Origin of the sequence: Pseudazoarcus pumilus, from assembly GCF_002872475.1 — a bacterium.
In the GTDB taxonomy this organism is placed as follows: Bacteria; Pseudomonadota; Gammaproteobacteria; order Burkholderiales; family Rhodocyclaceae; genus Pseudazoarcus; species Pseudazoarcus pumilus.
In genome coordinates this window covers 2,295,254-2,316,406 of record NZ_CP025682.1, presented here as the reverse complement: position 1 = coordinate 2,316,406, position 21,153 = coordinate 2,295,254, and the positions used below count along the sequence as shown (strand labels likewise).

19 protein-coding genes are annotated in these 21,153 nt (G+C 65.7%); 13 read left to right on the top strand and 6 right to left on the bottom strand.

Translation table 11 applies throughout. The features are described 5' to 3' along the window. Positions 1 to 43: 43 nt before the first annotated feature. The 4 genes from coaBC (at position 44) to C0099_RS11305 (ending at position 2,856) form a co-directional block, all read left to right on the top strand. Positions 44 to 1,234: a bifunctional phosphopantothenoylcysteine decarboxylase/phosphopantothenate--cysteine ligase CoaBC gene (gene coaBC / locus C0099_RS11320; RefSeq protein ID WP_102247513.1), complete on the top strand. Its 1,191-nt coding sequence runs from the start codon at positions 44 to 46 to the stop codon at positions 1,232 to 1,234. A gap of 20 nt (positions 1,235 to 1,254) precedes the next feature. Next, positions 1,255 to 1,704, top strand: a complete 450-nt coding sequence (gene dut / locus C0099_RS11315) for a dUTP diphosphatase (RefSeq protein ID WP_102247512.1) — start codon at positions 1,255 to 1,257, stop codon at positions 1,702 to 1,704. Between the two features lie 10 nt (positions 1,705 to 1,714). After that, the gene (locus C0099_RS11310; protein ID WP_228151572.1) at positions 1,715 to 2,149 is read left to right on the top strand and encodes an NUDIX hydrolase; all 435 of its coding nucleotides are present in this window, start codon (positions 1,715 to 1,717) and stop codon (positions 2,147 to 2,149) included. Between the two features lie 104 nt (positions 2,150 to 2,253). Then, a complete protein-coding gene (locus tag C0099_RS11305) occupies positions 2,254 to 2,856 on the top strand; it encodes a c-type cytochrome (RefSeq protein WP_102247511.1) in 603 nt (200 codons plus the stop codon). Positions 2,857 to 2,923: 67 nt separating this feature from the next. Here C0099_RS11305 and C0099_RS11300 read toward each other — a convergent pair whose 3' ends face one another. Further along, positions 2,924 to 4,270, bottom strand: coding sequence for an FCSD flavin-binding domain-containing protein (locus C0099_RS11300; protein ID WP_102247510.1), 1,347 nt, complete (start codon positions 4,268 to 4,270; stop codon positions 2,924 to 2,926). A 17-nt stretch (positions 4,271 to 4,287) separates the two neighbouring features. Beyond that, positions 4,288 to 4,587, bottom strand: a complete 300-nt coding sequence (locus tag C0099_RS11295) for a c-type cytochrome (RefSeq protein WP_102247509.1) — start codon at positions 4,585 to 4,587, stop codon at positions 4,288 to 4,290. A 236-nt stretch (positions 4,588 to 4,823) separates the two neighbouring features. On the opposite strand from C0099_RS11295, the gene C0099_RS11290 reads away from it, so the two are divergent. The 9 genes from C0099_RS11290 to C0099_RS11250 all read left to right on the top strand — a co-directional run bounded on the left by C0099_RS11290 (position 4,824) and on the right by C0099_RS11250 (position 14,488). Next, positions 4,824 to 5,183 carry an ArsR/SmtB family transcription factor gene (locus C0099_RS11290; protein ID WP_102247508.1) on the top strand — a complete coding sequence of 120 codons (360 nt, stop codon included), beginning with the start codon at positions 4,824 to 4,826 and terminating at the stop codon, positions 5,181 to 5,183. A 33-nt stretch (positions 5,184 to 5,216) separates the two neighbouring features. Next, positions 5,217 to 6,554, top strand: coding sequence for a sulfite dehydrogenase (soxC, locus tag C0099_RS11285; RefSeq protein WP_102247507.1), 1,338 nt, complete (start codon positions 5,217 to 5,219; stop codon positions 6,552 to 6,554). Beyond that, on the top strand, positions 6,538 to 7,602 hold the full coding sequence (locus C0099_RS11280; RefSeq protein WP_102247506.1) for a c-type cytochrome: 1,065 nt from the start codon (positions 6,538 to 6,540) through the stop codon (positions 7,600 to 7,602). Before soxC ends, C0099_RS11280 begins: the two co-directional genes overlap by 17 nt. A 26-nt stretch (positions 7,603 to 7,628) precedes the next feature. After that, positions 7,629 to 8,093, top strand: a complete 465-nt coding sequence (soxY, locus tag C0099_RS11275) for a thiosulfate oxidation carrier protein SoxY (protein WP_102247505.1) — start codon at positions 7,629 to 7,631, stop codon at positions 8,091 to 8,093. A gap of 30 nt (positions 8,094 to 8,123) precedes the next feature. After that, positions 8,124 to 8,435, top strand: coding sequence for a thiosulfate oxidation carrier complex protein SoxZ (soxZ, locus tag C0099_RS11270; RefSeq protein WP_173768956.1), 312 nt, complete (start codon positions 8,124 to 8,126; stop codon positions 8,433 to 8,435). Positions 8,436 to 8,548: 113 nt separating this feature from the next. After that, positions 8,549 to 9,355 carry a sulfur oxidation c-type cytochrome SoxA gene (soxA, locus tag C0099_RS11265; protein ID WP_102247504.1) on the top strand — a complete coding sequence of 269 codons (807 nt, stop codon included), beginning with the start codon at positions 8,549 to 8,551 and terminating at the stop codon, positions 9,353 to 9,355. Positions 9,356 to 9,368: 13 nt separating this feature from the next. After that, positions 9,369 to 9,980 (top strand): sulfur oxidation c-type cytochrome SoxX, encoded by a 612-nt coding sequence (gene soxX / locus C0099_RS11260; protein WP_102247503.1) that lies wholly within the window; start codon positions 9,369 to 9,371, stop codon positions 9,978 to 9,980. 106 nt (positions 9,981 to 10,086) lie between these two features. Then, positions 10,087 to 11,802 (top strand): thiosulfohydrolase SoxB, encoded by a 1,716-nt coding sequence (gene soxB / locus C0099_RS11255; protein ID WP_228151571.1) that lies wholly within the window; start codon positions 10,087 to 10,089, stop codon positions 11,800 to 11,802. A 442-nt stretch (positions 11,803 to 12,244) separates the two neighbouring features. Further along, positions 12,245 to 14,488 (top strand): NADP-dependent isocitrate dehydrogenase, encoded by a 2,244-nt coding sequence (locus C0099_RS11250; RefSeq protein ID WP_102247501.1) that lies wholly within the window; start codon positions 12,245 to 12,247, stop codon positions 14,486 to 14,488. Between the two features lie 103 nt (positions 14,489 to 14,591). Here C0099_RS11250 and C0099_RS11245 read toward each other — a convergent pair whose 3' ends face one another. The 4 genes from C0099_RS11245 to C0099_RS11230 all read right to left on the bottom strand — a co-directional run bounded on the left by C0099_RS11245 (position 14,592) and on the right by C0099_RS11230 (position 20,765). Further along, positions 14,592 to 15,827, bottom strand: a complete 1,236-nt coding sequence (locus tag C0099_RS11245) for a pyridoxal-phosphate-dependent aminotransferase family protein (protein WP_102247500.1) — start codon at positions 15,825 to 15,827, stop codon at positions 14,592 to 14,594. A gap of 309 nt (positions 15,828 to 16,136) precedes the next feature. After that, entirely contained in the window at positions 16,137 to 16,424 is a 288-nt protein-coding gene (locus tag C0099_RS11240) for a DUF4212 domain-containing protein (RefSeq protein ID WP_102247499.1), read from the bottom strand. Next, positions 16,417 to 18,456, bottom strand: a complete 2,040-nt coding sequence (fusA, locus tag C0099_RS11235) for an elongation factor G (protein WP_102247498.1) — start codon at positions 18,454 to 18,456, stop codon at positions 16,417 to 16,419. Before fusA ends, C0099_RS11240 begins: the two co-directional genes overlap by 8 nt. Before the next feature lie 122 nt (positions 18,457 to 18,578). Next, entirely contained in the window at positions 18,579 to 20,765 is a 2,187-nt protein-coding gene (locus tag C0099_RS11230) for a malate synthase G (RefSeq protein WP_102247497.1), read from the bottom strand. Positions 20,766 to 21,153 lie beyond the last annotated feature (388 nt).

Genomic DNA, 21,153 nt, shown 5'->3' with positions numbered 1-21,153 from the left:
GGTCGCCTCCCATTGATGATGTTTGCATGATAATCCATTCGACATGAGCGAGTTCGCAGGACGCAGAATCGTGGTCGGCGTGACCGGCGGGGTGGCGGCCTACAAGGCGGCCGAATTCGTACGCCTGCTGGTCAAGGCCGGTGCCGACGTTCACGTGGTGCTGAGCGAGGGCGGTGCGCGCTTCGTCACCGCCGTGACCTTCCAGGCGCTGTCGGGCAATCCGGTATGGACCGACCTGTGGGATGCGCGCATGGCCAACAACATGGCGCACATCGACCTGTCGCGCGGGGCCGACGCGATCGTCGTCGCACCGGCCACGGCCGACGTCATCGCACGCTTGGTGCAGGGGCGAGCGGACGACCTGCTCACCACGTTGGCGCTCGCGCGCGAGTGTCCGCTGCTGGTGGCACCGGCGATGAACCGTCAGATGTGGGAACACCCGGCGACGCGGCGCAACATCGCGCAACTTCGCGCGGACGGCGCGATGCTGCTCGGACCGGCGGCCGGCGACCAGGCCTGCGGCGAGACCGGCATGGGGCGCATGCTCGAACCCGAGGATCTGTTCGAATATCTCGTCGCCTTCCTCGCTCCCAAGCGACTTGTCGGGCGGCGCGTGGTCCTCACCGCCGGACCCACCTTCGAGGCCATCGATCCGGTGCGCGGCATTACCAATTCCAGTTCCGGGCGCATGGGTTTCGCGCTGGCGCGTGCCTGCCGTCAGGCCGGGGCCGAGGTCGTGCTGGTGGCCGGTCCCTGCGCGCAGCCGACGCCGCTCGGTGTGGAGCGCGTCGACGTCACCGGTGCGCGCGACATGCGCGAGGCGGTGCTCGCGGCCTTGCCGGGCAGCGACGTTTTCATTGGCGTCGCGGCCGTGGCCGACTACCGTCCGGCCGCGGCACAGGAACACAAGATCAAGAAGTCGGGCGCGGCGATGACGCTCGAACTGCTGCCCAATCCGGACATCCTCGCCGAGGTCGCGGCACGCGACGATGCGCCGCTGTGCGTGGGTTTCGCTGCCGAGAGCCGCGATCTGGATCGCCATGCCGAGGCCAAACGGGTGGCCAAGCGGCTGGCGCTGGTGGTCGGTAATTTGGTGCAGGACGGCCTGGGGACCGAGGACAACCAGGTCACGCTATACGATGAACAGGGCGCGCATCCTTTGGCGCGCGCGTCCAAGGACGTGGTGGCACGCGAGATCGTCGCGCGCATCGCGGCGCTGCTCGCGCATCGCTGAACAATTGCCGGAGTTTCCCCATGCACCACATCGATGTCCGCATTCTCGACACGCGCCTGCGCGAGCATCCACCGGCCTATGCAACCGACGGCTCGGCCGGGCTGGATCTGCGGGCGTGTCTGGAGGCGCCACTGTGCCTGCATCCGGGCGACAGTGCGCTGGCACCCGCCGGGCTGGCGATCCATCTGGCCGATCCCGGGCTGGCGGCGATGATCCTGCCGCGCTCGGGGTTGGGTCACAAGCACGGCATCGTGCTGGGCAATCTGGTGGGGCTGATCGATTCCGACTACCAGGGTCAGATCTTCGTCTCGGTGTGGAACCGCGGGCGCGCCAGCTTCACGATCCAGCCAATGGAGCGCATCGCGCAACTGGTGGTGGTGCCGGTGCTGCAGGTCGGTTTCAACATCGTCGACAGCTTCGACGAGAGCGAACGCGGTGCGGGCGGGTTCGGCAGCACCGGCAAGCACTGAGCGCCGTCCGGTGAGCGCAGCCTCTCATGCGGGCATTCCGACCGGTGTACACGTGCTCCTCGAGCACGATGGATGCATCCTGCTGATGCGTCGTGCCGGCACCGGCTTCTTCGACGGACAGTGGAGCCTGCCCGGCGGCCATGTCGAGGACGGCGAATCGCTGTGCGCGGCAGCCTGCCGGGAACTGGCCGAGGAAGTCGGAATCGTCCTGGTCCACGACGCGCTCGAGATGCTGGGCGTGATCCACCGCAAGTCGGACACCAACCGCATCGACTTCTTCCTGCGCGCCTCGCACTGGAGTGGCGAGCCGTACATCGCCGAACCCGACAAATGCGATGCGCTCGCCTGGCATGCCCGCAGCGCGCTGCCCGAGCCCACCGTCGCCTATGTTCGTACCGCGCTGGCGCAGCACGCGTCGCCGTGGATCATCGAGCTCGGCTGGTGAGCGCATCTGCTTGCCAGTGCATTAGCGCATTCTGATAATCTGCTTTCCGATTCCAGCATCGAGGCCGTCGCAGAGCGGCGCGGCCAAGTCGAAGAGGAGAACCGATGGTCAGCAAGCGCATCTTTACGGTTGTGGCGGCGTGTGTCGTGGCAGGGCCGGTGTTGGCGGCCGAGCCGCCGGCGGTCGATCTGGCGCGCGCCGAGGCGATCCACATGGACAGCTGTTTCATGTGCCACGGACCCAACGGCGAGAGTTCCACCAAGCTGTTTCCACGCCTGGCCGGCCAGCACTACCAATACATCGTGCGCCAGCTCGAAGCCTTCAGGAGCGGTGCGCGCAAGAGCAACATGATGGAGGGCGTGGTCGGTGAGCTGAGCGAACAGGAGATGCTCGCGTTGGGCGTGTTCTTCGAGAACAAGTCCACCACCGGCAACGTCACGGACGACGCCGGTCTGCTCGAGGTGGGGCGCTTCATCTACAACCGCGGAAACGAGTATTCCGGCGTGCCCGCGTGCGCCAGCTGTCATGGCGAGGACGGCCACGGCAGCGCGCAGATGCCACGGCTGGCGAGCCAGATCCCGCGCTACATCGAGAATCGCCTCAAGTCCTTTGCCGACGGCGGAGACCCGGTCATGCAGGGTATTGCCGGCAAGCTCACCGAGCTCGAGATCAAGGCGGTGGCGGTGTACGTCAGTTCGCTTGATTGAGATTGTCATGATCCGATGAAAAAAGGGCGCCTCGCGGCGCCCCTTTGTGTTGCCGGGTGCGAAACCCTCAAGTGAGCATGTCGGCCCAGATGTTGCGCGCCCAGTTGAGCGCATGCCGCCCCTCCAGCGAACTGCCTGCCGCCGAGATGCCGCCCGCGCCCTGGACCGGCAGCAGCGTGCGTTTCTCGTTGTCCCACTGGTGCACGGAGGCGACGTGGATGCCGGTCTTCTCGTCGGTGAAGCTGTAGCAGGTGTTCATCACCACCGGCGTCGGGTTGGGCGAACGGCCGGCAAGCATCTCGACGATGGCCGCAGCCGCGACCTTGGCGTGCTGGTTGGCCATGTGGCCGGACTTGGGCATGCCCGGTGCCGACAGCGTGGCGTCGCCGAGCACATGCACGCCCGGTACGCCCTTGACCTCCAGCGTCTGGAAATTGACCTCGACCCAGCGATCGTTGGCCAGGTCCACGCCGAGGAAATCGACCAGTCGTCCGGCGCGCATCGGCGGCACGACGTTGAGCACGTCGGCCTTGACCGTCGAGAACTCGAGTTCGGCCGTGCGCGTGGCCGCGTCGACCGCCATCAGCCGGCTGTTCGCGCGATATTCGATCATGCCGGGGTAGTTCGCTTCCCAGGCCTTGGTGAACAGTCCCTTCTTGGACTGGATGTCCGGGTTGCTGTCGAGGATCAGCACCTTGGACTTGGGCTTGTGCTGCTTGAAGTAGTTGGCGATGAGGCTGGCACGCTCGTAGGGGCCCGGCGGGCAGCGGAAGGGCGCGAGCGGGATGTGCATGGCGTAGACGCCGCCGTCGGGCATGGTTTCGAGCTGGCTGCGCAGCAGCACGGTCTGTGCGCCGGCCTTCCAGGCGTGCGGCACGAGGTGTTCGTTACCGGTCAGGCCCTCCACCATGTCGGGCATGAAGTCCACGCCCGGGGACAGCACGGCGCGGTCGTACTTGAGCGTATCGCCGCGCGCCAGGCGGATCTCGCGGGTGTTCGGGTCGATGCCGATGACCGAATCGGTGATGACCTCGATGCCCCACTGCTTCTGCAGGTTGTCGTAGCCGGCGGAGATGTCCTCGATGTTCTTGACGCCGCCGATCACCAGGTTGGAGATCGGGCAAGAGACGAACTGCGCATTGCGCTCGACCAGTGTGACCTTGACCGTGCCGTCGCTCCACATGCGGATGTACTTGGCTGCGGTGGCGCCGCCGAAGCCGCCGCCGACCACCACCACATGGGCCGGCTTGCGGTCCTTGCGATCGGTCTTGTCGGTCACGCCGAATTCACGCATCAACTCCTTGCCGGCCTCGATGGCTCGCTGGGTGACGTCGCTGGCATGGGCGGGGCCGAGGATGGCACTGCCGGCGGCGAATGCGCCGGTACCCTTCAGGAAATCGCGTCTGCTTGGCATGGTTTTCTCCCCCCGGCTCACTTGCGGGCCGCGAACCAGTCCGCGACCAGCTTGAGTTGTTCATCGGTATAGCCCTTGGCGATCTGATGCATGATCGTCGCCGGCCGGTCGCCTGCGCGGAACTCCTCGAGTTTCTGGAGGATGTTGTCGGCCGGCACACCGGCGAGCGAATCCGATCCGCCTGCACTTTCGCCATTGGTGCCGTGGCAGTTGGCACAGGTGGCGGCCAGGTCGCGCGCCGCGTTGGGGTATTCCGCCGCTGCGAGACCGGCGAAGCCGGCCAGGCAGAAGGCAGCGATCAGATGATGTGGTTTCACGGTCCGTCTCCTCTTTAGCAATTCTGGGCGAGCCGCCGCGAGGTGTGCCGCCGGCGCTCCCGGTCGGGCGTTCTGGGCGCCCTGTCGTGAGATTACAGCGGTTTGTTCCCGGCTACCAAGCGCGCCGGAACGTCGCCAGTGTTGCGTTCGGGATGAAACAGGCTAAATTTTTATTTGACCATATGCGCACATGCTCATATAGTCGAATAAACGGATGCCATGAGCGGATAAACAGTATGGATGAGCTGAGCAAGGTTTTCGAAAGCGTGGCCGACTACTTCGGCCTGCTCGCCGAGCCGGCGAGACTGCGCATCCTGCACGCGCTGTGCGAGGTCGAGTTGCCGGTCAGCGAGATCGTCGACAAGTCCGGGCTGACGCAGGCCAACACCTCGCGCCACCTGAACATGCTCTACCGCGCAGGCATCGTCGATCGTCGGCGCGAGGGCAGCCAGGTCTTCTACCGCATCGTCGATCCGAACTTCAAGGACATGTGCCGCACCGTGTGCGTGACCATCGCCGCGCGTGCCGACATGAACCAGCCGCAACGCGCTTCGTTCGAGCGGCTGGAAAAGGAACTCAACGGCAAGGCCGTGTGAACGCATCGAAAGAGCATCAACGGAGATCCATGCATGACCACCCCTGAAACCCGGTTTGGGCGCATCCGCCCGGCGCCGGAGAACTTTCTGTCGCAAGACGATATCCGCGCGGTCGCCGCGGGGCGTCGCGGCTTCCTGCGCAAGGCCTTTGCCGCGGCCGGCGCCGCGGTTGCCGCGCCGGCGGCCTTCGCCGCCTCGCCCAAGGGCGATCCGGCCATTCTCGAACTGCCCGAGTGGTCCACCACGCTGGGTCAGCCGGTGGCCGCCAACCCCTACGGCATGCCCTCGCAATTCGAGCGCGGCCTGGTGCGTCGCCAGAGCCCGGGCCTGACCCGCGTGCCCGGCTCGTCGGTGAGCTTCACGCCGCTGCAGGGCCTGTTCGGCATGATCACGCCCTCCGGCCTGCACTTCGAGCGCCATCACCAGGGTTGGCACGACGTCGATCCCAACCGTCACCGCCTGATGATCAACGGCCTGGTCAAGACCGAGGCGGTCTACACCATGGACGACCTGATGCGTCTGCCCTCGGTTTCGCGCATCCACTTCATCGAGTGCGGCGCCAACACCGGCATGGAGTGGGGCAACGTGGCGGTGCCGACGGTGCAGTACAGCCACGGCATGCTGTCCTGTTCTGAATTCACCGGCGTGCCGCTCAAGCTCATCCTCGACATGTGCGGCGCAGACTACAAGAAGGGTCGCTACATCCTCGCCGAGGGCGCGGACGGCTCGTCGATGACGCGCACCATCCCGATGGAAATGGTCGAGTCCGGCGAGGTGCTGGTGGCCTACGGCATGAACGGCGAGATGCTGCGTCCCGAGAACGGCTATCCGCTGCGCCTGGTGGTGCCGGGCGTGCAGGGCGTGAGCTGGGTCAAGTGGCTGCGCCGCATCGAGGTCGGTGATCAGCCGTGGGGCGCCAAGGACGAGGCGGTGCACTACATCGACATGATGCCCGACGGTGTGCATCGTCAGTACACGTCGATCCAGGAGTGCAAGTCGGTGATCACCAGCCCGTCCGGCGGTCAGCTGCTGCTCGACAAGGGTTTCCACAACATCACCGGTCTGGCGTGGTCGGGCCGCGGCAAGATCACGCGCGTCGACGTCTCGGTCGACGGCGGCATCAACTGGATGCCGGCGCGTCTGGAGGGGCCGGTGCTGCCCAAGGCGCTGACCCGCTTCAACTGCGACTGGGTGTGGGACGGCAAGCCCTACATCCTGCAGTCACGCGCGGTCGACGAGACCGGCTACGTGCAGCCGTCCTACGGGCAACTGCGCAAGGTGCGCGGCACGTCCTCGATCTATCACAACAACGCCATCCAGTCGTGGAAGGTTGCGGAATCCGGTGAGGTGGGCAATGTCCAAGTACTCTAAGACGCTCATCGCGGCGGCGCTGGTGTTCGCTGCGGGGTCGGCCGCAGCTTTCGGCGACTATACGGGCATCGGTCGCGAGGCCACGCCCGCCGAGGTCGAGGCCTGGGACATCGACGTGCGGCCCGACTTCAAGGGTCTGCCCGCCGGCAAGGGCACGGCCGCCGACGGCGAAATCCTGTGGGAAGAGCAGTGCGCCTCCTGTCACGGCATCTTCGGCGAGTCCAACGAGGTGTTCACGCCGCTGGTCGGTGGCACCACCAAGGAGGACATCGAGACCGGTCGCGTGCGTGCGCTGGCCGAGGGCGGTTTCCCACAGCGTACGACGATGATGAAGGTGCCGACGGTGGCCACGCTGTTCGACTACATCCGTCGCGCCATGCCCTGGACCAGTCCCAAGTCGCTGTCCGATGACGACGTGTATGCGCTGCTCGCCTACATGCTCAATCTGGCCGAAGTCGTCCCTTACGACTATGAACTCAACGAGCAGACCATCCGCGAAGTGCAGGAGCGCATGCCCAACCGCAACGGCATGACCACCGATCACGGCATGTGGCCGGGCGCGCCGGCATCGGCCGGAGGCATGGGCAACGGGGGAATCCCTGATGTACAAAACGTCGCCTGCATGAGTAACTGCAAGGATGAAGTCGAACTGGTGTCGGCCCTGCCCGAACACGCACGCGACGCCCACGGCAACCTCGCCGACCAGAACCGTGTGGTCGGGGCGGTGCGTGGCCAGCAGACTGTGGAGCCGGCAGCCGACGACGCGAGCAAGGCACCGAGCGAGGCGCAAGCGGGCCATGCCGCGGCCAAGGAGAACGGTTGTACGGCCTGTCACGGGCTCAACAACAAGATCGTCGGCCCGAGCTTTGCCGAGATCGAAAACAAGTACCGCGACAAGGCCGACATCGGCGAATATCTTGCGGAGAAGATTCGAAAAGGCGGTTTTGGTGTCTGGGGCAATGTTCCGATGCCGCCGCAAGGCCACCTGTCGGACGAGGATGTCGAACTGCTCGTCAGGTGGATTCAGCAAGGCGCGAAAGCGCAGTGAGTTCGACAAACGAGAGGAGAGTCGGGATGAATCATCAACGCAGGGGTGCCCTCAAGACCGGGGGCGGACTGGGAATCTTCGGCATGCTCGTGGCGGCCGGCCTGGTCAAGCCTGGTACCGCGCTGGCGCGGGATCAGCGAGTGTTCGACGCAAAGACCATCGACGAGGCGCTCACCGCCATGGGTGCGGCCAAGCCGGAAATGAGCGACGACGTGCAACTCATCGCGCCCGACATCGCCGAGAACGGCGCGGTCGTGCCGGTGGGCGTGTTGAGCAACATTCCGGGCACCGAGTCGGTCTCGATCATGGTCGAGAAGAACCCGAACATGGTCGCGGCCAACTTCATGCTGCCCGATGGCACCATGGGCGAAGTGCAGACCCGCATCAAGATGGGCCAGACATCGGACGTCTACGCCGTCGTCAAGGCGGGCGACAAGTACTACATGAACAAGAAGGAAATCAAGGTCACGCTCGGCGGCTGCGGCGGCTGACCTGTTCCCGATTAGCAAAGGAGAAAGATCATGGCAGGACCCATGCGAATTCGCGCCGCTACGGCGGACGGCGTCACCGAAGTGCGCGTGCTGATGTCGCACCCGATGGAAACCGGTCAGCGCAAGGACGGCTCGGGCAACCCGATCCCGGCCCACTACATCACCGAACTGACCGCCAAGCACAACGACAAGACCGTCCTGAACGCCGAGATGGGGCCGTCGGTGTCGACCAACCCGTATCTGTCGTTCAAGTTCAAGGGCGGCGCTTCCGGCGACACCGTGGAGGTGAGTTGGAAGGACAACAAGGGCGAGTCGCGTACCGACAAGGTACAGATCCGCTGATGCCCGACCGGCGTCGGGCCGGTCGCGGCCTTCGTCCTCGCGGACGAGCGCCGCTCAGCCCGGTCGTGTCGGCATCGCGCACTACCAGCCAGAGGAAACCCGGAGGAGAGACAATGAAAAAAAGCATCGTCACAGCGGCGGTCGCCGCCGCGATCGCTGGGGGGTCGTCCGGAGTCGCAGCGCAGGACAACACCGCAGCCGCGCTCGAGCAGTATCGTCAGATGCTGCAGGACAGCAACCCCGCCGAACTGTATGAAATGGCCGGCGAGGAGTTGTGGGTCACGCCGCGCGGTCCCAAGAACGCCACGCTCGAGAAGTGCGACCTGGGCCTCGGCCCAGGCGTCGTCGAGGGAGCGTACGCGCAAATGCCGCGCTACTACGAGGACACCGGGCGCGTGCAGGATCTCGAATCGCGTCTGATGACCTGTATCGAGAACCTGCAGGGCATCCCGTCCGAGGAAATCATCAACGGCAAGTTCCGCCAGGGTGAGCGCGGCAAGGTTGCCGAGCTCGTGGCCTACGTGGTCGGCCAGTCGCGCGGCGACACCATCGACGTCAATCTCGATCATCCCAAGATGAAGGAGATGTACGAACTCGGCGAGAAGATGTTCTTCTACCGTGCCGGTCCGATGGACTTTGCCTGCTCGACCTGTCACGCCGTCGACGGCAAGCGTATCCGCATGCAGGACCTGCCCAACCTGACCACGGCCGAAGGCGCGGCGGCTGGCTGGGGTTCCTGGCCGGCCTATCGCGTGTCCAACTCGCAGTTCTGGACCATGCAGCATCGCTTGTGGGACTGCTTCCGCCAGCAGCGCACGGCCGAGCCGATCTACGGTTCGGATGTCACCATCGCCCTGTCGGTCTATATGGCCGGTACGGCCAACGGGGGCACGATGAAAGCGCCCTCCGCCAAGCGCTAAGGGAGGAAACGTGATGAAAAAGATGCTGATGATTGCTCCGCTGGCGCTGTTCGCCGGTCTTGCGTTGGCCGACGGGCACGGAAACATGGACGCCAAGCTCGAGAAGATGATCCAGTCCTCGTTCAAGGCTAACGGTCAGGCGACCATGGACCGCATGGATCAGGATGCCGTGCAGAAGGCGTGCTCCAGTCCGGACACGCTCGACGATGCCACGCGCAAGAAGCTCGAGGCGGCCGAGATGAAGACCATCAAGTGGCCTTCGAACGGCGACTACTGGGAAGGCGGCGACTGGAAGGAAGGGCACAAGATCGCGTTCAGCGGTCGTGGCCTGACCTGGCGCGACAAGCCCGACGCGCCCAACGGCGGCGGCTGCTACAACTGCCACGGCCTCGATCCTGCCGAGATGTCCTACGGCACGATCGGCGTCAACCTCCAGGGCTACGCCAAGATCCGCGGCCGCTCCGAGGAGATCGTCAAATACACCTGGGGCAAGATCTACAACGCCAAGGCCTATCACGCGTGCAGCGACATGCCGCGCAACGGCTACGGCGGCATCCTCACCGAGGAGCAGATCCGCCATGTGATGGCCTATCTGTTCGATCCGGAATCCCCGGTCAACAAGTAAGCCACGATCCGGCCCGCGGCGCAGGCCGCGGGCTTTTTTTACCCATCAGTTTCAGTCCGTCAATCGCAAGACACTGAAATAAAACGAAAAAGGTTACGTCATGTCGATGAACCGTCGTGAATTCATGCAGATCCTCGCGGTCGCCGCGGCAGGCGGAATGACGCTCTCGAGCGATTTCGCCAGCGCCGCGAAATCGGCCGAGGCGCTGTACGACCTGCCGCCCTTCGGCAACGTCAGCCTGCTGCACATGACCGACTGCCACGCGCAACTGGTGCCGATCTATTTCCGCGAACCGAACGTGAACCTCGGCGTGGCCGGCATGCGTGGCCAGCCGCCGCACCTGGTGGGCGATGCGCTGCTCAAGCATTTCGGCTACCAGCCCGGCAGCATCGAGGCGCACGCCTTCACCTATCTGAATTTCACCGAAGCGGCCCGTACCTACGGCAAGGTCGGCGGCTTCGCGCATCTTTCCACCCTGGTCAAGCGCATGAAGGCCAGCCGCCCCGGTGCGTTGCTGCTCGACGGTGGCGACACCTGGCAGGGTTCGGCCACCGCGCTGTGGACCGACGGCCAGGACATGGTCGACGCCTGCAAGCTGCTCGGCGTCGACGTCATGACGCTACACTGGGAAAGCACCCTGGGCGCGGATCGGGTCAAGGAGATCGAAGAGAAGGACTTCGTCGGTCACGTCGACATCGTTGCGCAGAACGTCAAGACCACCGACTTCGAAGATCCGGTCTTCAAGCCTTACGTGATGCGCAACATCAATGGCGTGAAGGTCGCCATCGTGGGCCAGGCCTTCCCCTACACGCCGGTGGCCAACCCGCGCTGGCTCACGCCGGACTGGACCTTCGGCATCCGCGACCGCGAGATGCAGGAGACCGTGGATGCGGCGCGCGCCGAGGGGGCGCAGGTGGTCGTGCTGCTGTCGCACAACGGCATGGACGTGGATCTCAAGATGGCCAGCCGCGTGACCGGCATCGACGCCATCTTCGGCGGCCACACGCACGACGGCGTGCCGGCCCCGACCGTGGTCGAGAACGCCGGCGGCAAGACCCTGGTGACCAACGCCGGTTCCAACGGCAAGTTCCTCGGCGTGATGGACTTCGACGTGCGTGACGGCAAGGTGCGCGATTTCCGCTACAAGCTGCTGCCGGTGTTTTCCAACCTGCTGCCGGCCGACCCCGAGATGCAGGCCCTGATCGACAAGGTGCGCGCACCCTTCCTCGACAAGCTCGCCGAGCCGCTGGCCGTCACCGAAGGCCTGCTCTACCGTCGCGGCAACTTCAACGGCTCCTGGGACCAGCTGCTGGTCGACGCGATGATCGCCGAACTCGACGCCGAGATCGCCTTCTCGCCGGGTTTCCGCTGGGGCACGTCGCTGCTGCCGGGCGACACCATCACGATGGAACACCTGATGGACCAGACGGCGATCACCTATCCGTGGACCACGGTCAGCGAGATGAGCGGCGAGATGATCAAGACCGTGCTCGAGGATGTGTGCGACAACATCTTCAACCCCGATCCGTACTACCAGCAGGGCGGCGACATGGTGCGCGTGGGCGGTCTCGAATATGCCTGCGACCCGATGGCCGACATGGGCGGGCGCATCAGCGACATGATGCTGGGTGGCAAGCCCATCGATCCGAACAAGATCTACAAGGTCGCCGGCTGGGCGCCGGTGCAGGAAGCGGCGCGCGATTCCGGTCCGCCGATCTGGGAAGTCGTGGCGCGCCACCTGCGCGATCGCAAGACGATTCGTCAGGTCGACATCAACATGCCCAGGCTCAAGGGCATGGAAGGCAATCCGGGTCTGGCCTGACGGCCCGCCGGGCTTTGCCCGGCAAAAAACACCTCCGGGCGGGCCGTGTGACCATTGTGTCGCACGGCCCGTTTTTCATGGCCGCGTGAGACCTCATGTGAGGCGCGACTCCTGCGGACAGGGGCGCCGATACCTTTCGCACAGTGGCCGCGCCCCGCATGTCTTGTGTCTTATATATAATGTTATATTGTCAGCGAGTTTGGCGGCTGGCATGCAGACGCCCTCGCGGCGCTATAATGGCACCAGCAAACTCGCCTGGAAGCCGCACGGCAGCGCATGGCGGTCAGCCCGTGCTCGTGCCGGAAGTGGCTGCACACAAGGCGGGAGGCCGTCGCGAGGGGCGCGCCCGGCCGGGCGCCTGTTCCCGTGTCTCTCGCAGCGCCGGCGCCTGCGGGTGCCATCCGTCGATCAGCGCACCCAGACCATGAGGGAGAAACAAGCAATGTCGCAGCAGCCGACCATCTTCTACACCATCACCGACGAAGCCCCGATGCTGGCGACCACCGCCTTTTTGCCGGTGGTCCGTACCTTTACCGCACCCGCCGGCATCAAGGTCGAGGAAGCCGATATCTCGCTGGGCGCTCGCATCCTCGCCGAGTTCCCCGAATTCCTGAGCGACGAGCAGAAGGTGCCCAACACCCTGGCCGAATTGGGCGCGCTGACGCTGCAGCCGGACGCAAACATCATCAAGTTGCCCAACATCTCCGCCTCGGTGGGCCAGCTCAAGGCGGCGGTGAAGGAGCTGCAGGGCAAGGGCTGCAAGGTGCCGGATTACCCGGAAGACCCGAAGAGCGACGAAGAAAATGCCATCAAGGAGCGCTATTCCAAGTGTCTGGGTTCGGCGGTGAACCCTGTGCTGCGCGAAGGCAACTCCGACCGCCGCGCGCCGTTGGCGGTGAAGAACTACGTCCGCAAGCACCCGCACTCGATGGGTGAGTGGAAGCAGTGGTCGCGCACCCACGTCTCCCACATGCACCACGGCGACTTCTACCACGGCGAGAAGTCGATGACGCTCGATCGCGCACGCGACGTGAAGATGGAACTGGTCACCGCCTCCGGTGAGACCCTCGTGCTCAAGCCCAGGGTTGCCTTGCAGGACGGCGAGGTCATCGACTCGATGTTCATGAGCAAGAAGGCGCTGTGCGAGTTCTACGAGCGCGAGCTCGAGGACTGCCGCGAAGCCGGCATCCTGTTCTCGCTGCACGTAAAGGCGACGATGATGAAGGTCTCGCACCCCATCGTCTTCGGTCACTGCGTCAAGATCTACTACAGGGAGGCATTCGAGAAGCACGGCAAGCTGTTCGACGAGCTGGGCGTGAACGTCAACAACGGCATGAGCGACCTCTACGAGAAGATCAAGTCGCTGCCGGAATCCCTGCGCGACGAGATCATCCGTGATCTGCATGCCTGCCAGGAGCATCGCCCGGAGCTGGCGATGGTGGATTCTGCCAAGGGCATCACCAACTTCCATTCGCCCAACGACATCATCGTCGACGCATCCATGCCGGCGATGATCCGCCAGGGCGGCAAGATGTGGGGTGCGGACGGCAAGCCCCACGACTGCAAGGCGGTGATGCCGGAATCGACCTTCGCCCGCATCTACCAGGAGATGATCAACTTCTGCAAATGGCACGGCAACTTCGATCCGAAGACCATGGGTACCGTGCCCAACGTCGGCCTGATGGCGCAGAAGGCCGAGGAATACGGCTCCCACGACAAGACCTTCGAGGTGCCGGAGGCGGGTGTGGCCAACATCACCGATCTGGCCACCGGCGAAGTGCTGCTGTCGCAGAACGTGGAAGCCGGCGACATCTGGCGCATGTGCCAGGTCAAGGACGCGGCCATCCGCGACTGGGTCAAGCTGGCCGTGACCCGCGCGCGCAACTCCGGCATGCCGGCCATCTTCTGGCTCGACCCCTATCGCCCGCACGAGAACGAACTCATCAAGAAGGTCCGGACCTACCTCCAGGATCACGACACCAGCGGGCTGGACATCCAGATCATGTCGCAGGTGCGCGCCATGCGTTACACGCTGGAGCGCGTCGTGCGCGGTCTGGACACCATCTCGGTGACCGGCAACATCCTGCGCGACTACCTCACTGACCTGTTCCCCATCATGGAGTTGGGCACCTCGGCCAAGATGCTCTCCATCGTCCCGCTGATGGCCGGCGGCGGCCTGTACGAGACCGGCGCCGGCGGCTCGGCGCCCAAGCACGTGCAGCAATTGGTGGAAGAGAACCACCTGCGCTGGGATTCGCTGGGCGAGTACCTCGCGCTGGCGGTATCGCTGGAAGAACTCGGCATCAAGAACGGCAATGCCAGGGCCAAGATCCTCGCCAGAACGCTGGACGAGGCCACCGGCAAGCTGCTCGATCTCGACAAGTCGCCCTCGCGTCGCACCGGCGAACTGGACAACCGCGGCAGCCAGTTCTACCTGACCCTGTACTGGGCGCAGGCGCTGGCCGCGCAGAGCGAGGACGCCGAGCTGGCCGCCTTCTTCGCGCCACTGGCGAAGTCGCTCGATGAGGGCGAGGACAGGATCGTCGCCGAGCTCAAGGAAGTGCAGGGCAAGCCGGTGGACATTGGCGGCTACTACCGCGTGGATTCAGCAAAGTGCAAGGCGGTGATGTGTCCGAGTGCCACCTTCAATGACGCACTGGCCGCACTGGCCGCGTTGGGCGCTTGAGGCGCCCACCCCGTCCTGGCGCAAGGCGCGCCAGGCGGGCTGTCCGGCGGACGAAAAAAAGCCACGGCATGCCGTGGCTTTTTTTTGCGGCGCGACGTGTCGGTCAGGCCGAGGTCGCCGAAGCCGGCACGTGGTGGTGCGTGGCGAGCACGCGCTGGGCGGCGGTGATGGCCGCACCCTGATCGACCTTCATGCCGTTGGCAGCGAGCACCATTTCCATCGCGGACAGCGCGCCCAGCACGTTCTCCTCGCGTGCAGAGTAGCCCATCAGGCCGAAGCGCCAGATCTTGCCGGCGAGCGGGCCGAGGCCGGCGCCGATTTCGACTGCGTATTCGTCGAGCAGGGCGCGACGAATGGCCTTGTCGTCCATGCCATCCGGGATGCGCACCGCGTTCATCTGCGGCAGGCGTGCGCCCTCGGGCACGATGAACTCCAGGCCGAGCTGGTCCAGGCCGGCCTTGAGCGCTTCGTGGTGGCGGCGATGGCGCGCCCAGGCGTGCTCCAGACCTTCGGCGGCGAGCAGGCGCAGGGCCTCGTGCAGACCGTACAGGCTGTTGCCCGGCGCGGTGTGGTGATAGGTACGCTGCGAGGCGCTCCAGTAGTCGAGCACCAGCTTCAGGTCCATGAACCAGCTCTGCACGCGCGTCTGGCGCGCGCGCACCTTCTCGATCGCGCGATCGGAGAAGGTCACCGGCGACAGGCCCGGCGTGCACGACAAACACTTCTGCGTGGCCGAATACACTGCGTCCGCACCCCATTCGTCGACCAGCACCGGGGTGCCGGCGAGCGAGGTGACGGCGTCGACGATGGTCAGGCAGTCGTGACGGCGCGCGATGTCGCACAGCGTCTGCGCGTCCGACTGCGCGCCGGTCGAGGTTTCGGCATGCACGAAGGCCACCAGACGCGCGTCCGGATGGGCGCGCAGCGCGTCCTCGAGCTTCTGCGGGTCGACCGCCAGGCCCCACTCGTCCTCGACGACGATGGCCGTGGCGCCGCAGCGCTCCACGTTCTCGATCATGCGTCCGCCGAACACGCCGTTGCGGCACACGATGACCTTGTCACCCGGCTCGACCAGGTTGACGAAGCATGCCTCCATGCCGACCGAGCCTGGGCCCGACATCGGGAAGGTGAGCGCGTTCTTCGTCTGGAAGGCGTAGCGCATCAGCGTCTTGAGCTCTTCCATCATCGACACGAAGACCGGATCGAGGTAGCCGATCACGCCCTGGGCGAGCGCCGACTTGACCTGCGGGTGCAGGTCCGACGGGCCCGGACCGAGCAGGATGCGACGCGGCGGGTGGAAGGTATCGATCTCGAGCGGGGGCTGGACGGCGAGGGTCAAGGTGGCACCTCGAAAACAGGGGGAGAAAAGCGTGCGATTATATCATCGAGTGCCGATGAATTGCCGACTTTGCAAGCCTGATGGTCGTGCCTTACCGGCATTCGACGTGGCAATGCACAAAAAAAACCCCCGACAAGCGGGGGTTGCAAGCACGCGGGCAAAAGTCCGCAGTGGAAGTGGTCTGTGCATGAGCAGCGATTCGGGTTACCGGCCCCGCCGTTTGCGGCTTGTCGTGAAAGCCCGGCATTGCTGCGTCGTTGGAGGCAGTATCGGTGGCGAAACTTACAGAAAGCTTGCACAGGGACAATTTCACGCAGACCGGGGGTGTTTTTTTGCAAAGCGGCGATCGGCGCGGTTCATGTGCCGGGCGTATACGCCGATGATGGCGAGAAAGAGCAGGGGTGCGCCCTGCGCGAAGATGTAGAAGGACAGGGGGATGCCCAGCACGCTGAAATTACTGAGCGCGCGCGCGTAGATCGCCGCGACGATGACCACGGCGAACCACAGCACGAGCAGGGCCGCCGTCAGCCGCAGGCTGGCACGCCAGTGCCGCGCGAGTGCGCGCTGGCGCTGTGCCTCGGCGTCCGACTCAGCCACCGTTGCCCCGCGTGGAGGCGAGTTTCTTCTGCACTTCGGGTGGCGCCGGCTCGAAACCGGCGGCGGTGAGCGTGAAGGTGCTCGAGCCAGCGAGGATGGCCTTGAGGCGGGCCTCGAAGCCGTCGAGTTCGGCCAGCGGCATCGCCGCGACCAGCCGCGTCAGCCCGTCGGCCGCCGTTTCGGTGCCGGTGATGCGCCCGCGCCGCGTGGCGAACTCCGCGCTGACCTCGCCGAAGTGATGCTCGTCGATGTCGAGCGCGATCTCGATCTGTGGCTCGAGTACGATGGGGCGTGCGGCGAGCAGCGCATCGATGGTCGCCGCACGCCCGGCGGTGACGAAGGAGATCTCGTTGGAATCGACCGGATGGTGTTTGCCGTCGACCAGCACCACGCGCACGTCCTGCACCGGGAAGCCGGCCAGTGCGCCCTCGTCGAGCGCCTGGCGCACACCCTTTTCGACGGCCGGCAGGAAGTTGGTGGGGATGGCGCCGCCCTTGACCTCGTTGCCCAGTTCGATGCCGGCGCCGCGCGGCAGCGCCTCCACGCGCAGTGCGACCTCGCCGAACTGGCCGGCGCCGCCGCTTTGCTTCTTGTGGCGGTAGCGCGCCTCGGCGCTGCCGGCGATGGTCTCGCGATAGGGTACGGCGGGCGGGGCGGTGTCGAATTGCAGGTTCCAGCGGCTGCGCAATTGCTCCTGCACGATGCGCAGGTGCATCTCGCCCAGGCCGCGCACCACCAGATGTCGCGACTGCGCGTCGAAGCCGGTCTCGATGCACGGGTCTTCGTCGACCAGGCGCGCGAGCGCCTCGGACAGTTTCTGCTCGTCGCCATGCTTGTGCGGGATCAGCGCCAGACCGAACACCGGCTGCGGGTAGGGCGGGTGTACCAGGTGCAGCGCATCCTCGTCGTGGGAGTCGTGCAGCACGTCGCCCAGATGGATCTCGTCGATGCGCGCGAGTGCGCACAGGTCGCCCGGTACTCCGGCCGGCGTCTCCACCTGATTGCGACCCTGCGGGCGCAGCAGGTGAGCGACGCGAAAGCTCTTGCGCGCATCGCCGATGTAGAGCTGGGTGTTGGGCGTGATGCGCCCCTGGTGGATGCGCAGCAGTGCGAGCTTGCCGCGGAAGGGATCGTTGGCGATCGCGAACACATGGGCGACGACATGACGCTCGGGATCGGGCACGACATCCACCGCGCGCGCCGCGGCGCCCTCGCCGTCGCAAAAGCGCGGCGGATTTCCTTCGGTGGGGTCCGGCATGAGTTGCGCGACGATGTCGAGCAACTCATGCACGCCGGCGCCGCTGCGCGCGGACACGAAGCACACCGGCACCAGATGGCCTTCGCGCAGGGCGCGCTCGAACGGGTCGTGGAGTTGCTGCGGGTCGAGCGTCTCGCCCTGTTCGAGATAGGCCGCCATCAGATCCTCGTCGAGTTCGACGACCTGGTCGACGAGGATGTCATGTGCCTCGCGCACGCTCGAGCATGCGGTGTCGGCCTCATAGTCGGGCGCCAAGAAGCAGTCCACCACGCGCGTCCCGTCGGCCGAGGGCAGGTTGATGGGCAGGCACTCGCGGCCGAAGCTGTGCGCGATCTCGTCCATCAGCGCGGCCGCGTCCCAGCCCGCCGCGTCGATCTTGCTGACGACGATCAGTCTGCACTTGTCGGCGGCCGCGGCCATCATGCGTCGTGTGACGCTCTCGATGCCCGATGAGGCGTCGATCAGCACCGCCCCGGTGTCGGCAGCACCCAGCGCACACAGCGCGCGGCCGGCCAGATCGGGCAGGCCAGGGGTGTCGATCAGGTTGATCCAGTGGCCGTCGCGCTCCAGATGCACCACGGCTGCCGACAGCGAGTGCCCCATCTCGCGTTCGAGCGGGTCGAAGTCGGTCTGCGTCGTGCCGCGTTCCACGCTGCCCGCCGCGCCGATCTCGCCGGCTGCGGCGAGCAGCGCTTCGACGAGGGTGGTCTTGCCGCAACCGGCGTGCCCGAGCAGGGCGATGTTGCGGACGTCATGCACCGAGACAGGGATCATGGCGAACACCTCCGGCGGGACTGTTGCCGGTCAGTTTCCGCCTGTGCGCGCGTCGATGCAATGGGCGCAAACCACGACGGCGCCCGCAGGCGCCGTCGTGCACAGTGCAAAAGCGCCGTCGCTCAGCCCGTGGCCGCCGCCTTGGCCTTGCGCCGCCAGTGATGCAGCAGCGGTTCGGTATAGCCGTTGGGCTGGGCGCAGCCTTCGAAGACCAACGCGCAGGCGGCGCGGAAGGCCGCCGAGTGCTCGAAGTCCTCGCTCATCGGGCGGTAGGCCGGGTCGTCGGCGTTCTGGCCGTCGACCACCGCCGCCATGCGGCGCATGGTGTCGCGCACCTGCTGTTCGGTGCATACGCCATGGCGCAGCCAGTTGGCGATGTGCTGACTGGAGATGCGCAGCGTGGCCCGGTCCTCCATCAGGCCGACGTCGTTGATGTCGGGCACCTTGGAGCAGCCCACGCCCTGATCGATCCAGCGCACGACGTAGCCGAGGATGCCCTGGGCGTTGTTTTCCAGTTCCTGGCGAATCTCGTCGGCCGACCATTCGGCGCGCTCGACCACCGGCACCGTGAGCAGGTCGGCGAGCAGTTCGTCGCGCAGCGCGGCGAAGTCGTTTTCGCGCTCCATCTTCTCCTGCAGCGCGGTGACGTCCACGCGATGGTAGTGCAGCGCGTGCAGCGTCGCGGCGGTCGGCGAGGGCACCCAGGCGGTGTTGGCGCCGGCCTGCGGGTGGGCGATCTTCTGCTCGAGCATGGCCGCCATGCGGTCGGGCATGGCCCACATGCCCTTACCGATCTGCGCGCGACCGCGCAGGCCGCAGGCCAGGCCGGCGAGTACGTTGTGGCGCTCGTAGGCGGTGATCCACGGCGTGCCCTTCATCGCGCCCTTGCGCAGCATCGGGCCGGCTTCCATCGCGGTGTGGATCTCGTCACCGGTGCGGTCGAGAAAGCCGGTGTTGATGAAGGCCACGCGCGAGCGTGCGGCATGGATGCAGGCGGCCAGATTCACCGAGGTGCGGCGCTCCTCGTCCATGATGCCCATCTTCAGCGTGTCGCGCGGCAGGCCGAGCATGGCCTCGACGCGGCCGAACAGCTCGTCGGCGAGAGCCACTTCCTCTGGCCCGTGCATCTTGGGCTTGACGATGTAGATGCTGCCGGTGCGCGAGTTGCGCCGCGCCGCCAGGTCATGCATCGCGATGGCCACGGTCACCGCGGCGTCGAGGATCTCCTCGGGAATCTCGCTGCCGTCCTCGAGCGTCACCGCAGGGCAGGTGAGCAGCGAGCCGACGTTACGGATGAACATCAGCGAGCGCCCGTGCAGGCGCAGCGTTGCGCCGTCGGGCGCGGTGTATTCGCGGTCCGGCGCGAGCGTGCGGCGCACGGTCTCGCCGCCCTTGACGAAACTCGTGCTGAGCGTGCCCTGCATCAGACCCAGCCAGTTGCGGTAGGCCAGCACCTTGTCGTCGGCGTCGACCGCGGCGATCGAATCCTCCAGGTCGATGATGGTGGTCAGCGCCGCCTCGACGATGACGTCGGACACCCCGGCCGCGTCGACGCGGCCGGTGGGGCTTTCCGGGTCGATGCGAATCTCGACGTGCAGGCCGTTGTGGCGCAGCAGAACGCACTCGGGCGAAGACGGATCGCCCTGGAATCCGGCAAAGCGCTCTGCGTGCTCCAGTCCCGTGTCCGAGCCGTTCTCGAGCTGTACGAGGAGACGACCATCCCGCACGCGATAGGCGCGCGCCCAGGCGTGCCTGCCGGACGCCAGCGGTGCGACCTCGTCGAGGAACTCGCGCACGCGCTCGACGACCTTGCGCCCGCGTACCGGGTTGTAGCCCTTGCGTCGCTCCGTGCCGTCATCCTCTGGCAGCGCATCCGTGCCGTAAAGCGCGTCGTACAGACTGCCCCAGCGCGCATTGGCGGCGTTGAGCGCATAGCGAGCATTGGTGACGGGCACGACCAGTTGCGGCCCGGCGATACTGCAGGTTTCCTCGTCGACGTCGGTGGTGCTGACCGAAAATGGCGCGGGCTGCGGCACGAGATAACCGATGGCTTCGAGATGGGCCCGGTAGGCGGCGGCATCGCGGATCGGCCCGGGGTGCTCGCGGTGCCAGCGGTCCATCTCGGCCTGGATGCGGTCACGCGTGGCGAGCAGTTCGCGAACGCGCGGGGCCAGGTCATGGGCGAGTTCCGACAGTCCCTTCCAGAAGGCCGCCGGTTGGACGCCGGTGCCGGGCAGGGCTTCGTTTTCGATGAAGTGGTGCAGCCCGGCATCGACGCCGAGCCGCTCGCAACGGATACGGCTGTTCATGGCGGGTCTCCGGTCGGCGTGGTGGGGTGCGGCGCCTGCCGCGTCTCGGTCGGGCAGCGTCGCGGTGTCCGCATGCTGGCCGTGGGATTGGTCGAGGATCATGAGCGCTCCTTGATGAATGCGAAGACATCTGGATCGACGGTGTCGGGCCGACCCGATCCGGTCGGCCGTCTCCGTGTCTGTCGCGGCGCGCTGCTTGCGAAGGTCGTCCGCAATCCGCACTGCTGATGCCTGAACGGCCCTTACGGGGTGCTCAGGTCTTGTAAAAGACATAAAACCCGGGTGTGGGAGTCAGAGTTTTAAAAGATTGTTTGGTGCATTGCAATATAGTACTTCTACGTATACATGCAAGCTGGACTGTGCTGCAACGATTCGTCAAGATCATGAA